Origin of the sequence: Micromonospora sp. NPDC000207 (assembly GCF_040300925.1) — a bacterium.
In the GTDB taxonomy this organism is placed as follows: Bacteria; Actinomycetota; Actinomycetes; order Mycobacteriales; family Micromonosporaceae; genus Micromonospora.
Genome location: NZ_JBEPEQ010000233.1, coordinates 1 through 1,833, shown reverse-complemented (window position 1 = coordinate 1,833; position 1,833 = coordinate 1). Strand labels below are relative to the sequence as shown.

Here is a 1,833-nt window from a genome sequence, read left to right as displayed (position 1 = left end):
CGCCCCCACCACAGTGGGAACCACTCGGTCGTACGGAGGGTGTAACGACTCCACCCCCGCCGCCATTCCACCCCCCGAGTGCCCCCGACCACACCTACAGAACCGGACAATCCGCCCGACAGAGGCACACTCGACCACCACTGAACCGGACAATCATCCCACCCGGATCGACACGCGCACCGTCGTCGGTCAGCGGCCGGGCCAGGCGTTCGGCGGATCGTCCCCGGAGGCCGCCCAGTTGCTGCGGTAGACGGTCCCGGTGGGAGGCGTGCCCGCCGGAGATCCGCCCTCCGGCTGGGGCACCGACCCGGACCCGGGGGCGAGATCGCCGAAGAAGCCGCCGTCGGCGGCGGACTCCACCCCGGCGTCGACCCCAGGGTCGTCGTCGCCCCGCCGGGCCCGGCGGATCCGGCTCACCACGAACCAGACGGCGGCGGCCCCGCAGACCACGATGACCGCCTTCTGGAAGAACCCGGCGTACGTCTCCACCAGGTGCCAGTTCTCGCCGAGGAAGTAGCCGGCGAGCACGAAGATGGTGTTCCAGATGAGGCTGCCGGCGGTGGTGTAGAGCAGGAAGGTGCCGATCGGCATCCGCTCCACCCCGGCCGGGATGGAGATCAGGCTCCGGAAGATGGGGATCATCCGGCCGAAGAAGACCGCCTTCTTGCCGTGCTTGATGAACCACGCCTCGGTGCGGTCCACGTCGGAAAGCTTGATCAACGGCAGTTTCTCGGCGATCGCCCGCATCCGGTCCCGCCCGAGCGCGGCACCGATGTAGTACAGCGCGACCGCGCCGACGACCGCTCCCAGTGTCGTCCAGGCGATCGCTCCGAACAGGCTCATCCGGCCCTGGCTCGCGGTGAAACCGGCCAACGGCAGGATGATCTCGCTCGGGATCGGGGGAAAGAGGTTCTCCAACGCCACCGCGAGGCCGGCCCCGGGGCCGCCGAGCTTCTCCATCAGGCCGACGACGTACCCGGTGATACCGCCGGACGGCGGCTCACTCCCGCCGTCGGCCGCCAGCAACTGCCACCCACTGATCATGCGCCTACCGTATTGACGTTCCCTGAGCGCCACCATGGCGGGGGCACCATCTCCCGGCCGGGTCCGGGGTACGGTCCGCACACTCGATTCCGTCCCCTGGTGACCGGGCTCCGGCGCAGCGCTGTCGATCAGTCGTCGTCATCGTCGTCATCGTCGTCGGCACCTCCGCCGCGCAGCTCCCCGTAGGCGGTCACCAGGTCACGAAGGCGCTCGCCGGTCTCCTCGGCGAGGCGGTCCCGGTCGATCTCCCGTCCGATCCGCTCGGTGAGGTCCTCGACACGTCCGTCGACGTCCTTGGGCTTGCTGGCGACCAGCTTGGTGAGCCGATCCCGCAGCTCCTCGGCGGCCCGCCCGTCGATGTCACCGGCGAGCTGCGCCCGGAACAGGACTGCCAGGAACTCGGTGACCACCGCGCGGGCGGTGGCCGGGAGGTCGGGTGCGGTGGTCGTCGGGGCGGGGGCCGGTGTGGACGACCGGGCCGGGGAGCGGGAGGCGGTCGGGGTGGGCGTCGGCGGCGGGGTGGTAGTCACCGGTGGGACGGCGGCCGAGGCGTCGACCGGAGCCGTCGCCTCCGTCGGAAGGTGCCGGGGGTCGCCGCCGGAGGCGAGGACTCCCATCACCCCGGCGAGCAGGACCAGGACTCCGAGGACCAGCCCGCCCACCACACCCCTGCCCCGTCGGCCCCGCCGGGTCCCCCCGGGACGTCCCGCCGGTTGCGCGCCGACAAGCCGACGGTCGGGCCGGGCCACCACCGGTGGGGTGTCCCGGTCGACGAGCGTCGGCGGCTGG

Annotated in this window: 1 protein-coding gene and 1 pseudogene; both read right to left on the bottom strand. The window is 72.0% G+C overall.

Annotated features, from left to right (window positions below):
• Nucleotides 1-189: 189 nt before the first annotated feature.
• Nucleotides 190-1,044, bottom strand: a complete 855-nt coding sequence (locus ABT336_RS27365) for a DedA family protein (RefSeq protein ID WP_350900480.1) — start codon at nucleotides 1,042-1,044, stop codon at nucleotides 190-192.
• A gap of 128 nt (nucleotides 1,045-1,172) precedes the next feature.
• Nucleotides 1,173-1,833 (bottom strand): annotated as a pseudogene (locus ABT336_RS27360) (hypothetical protein); the annotation flags it as partial.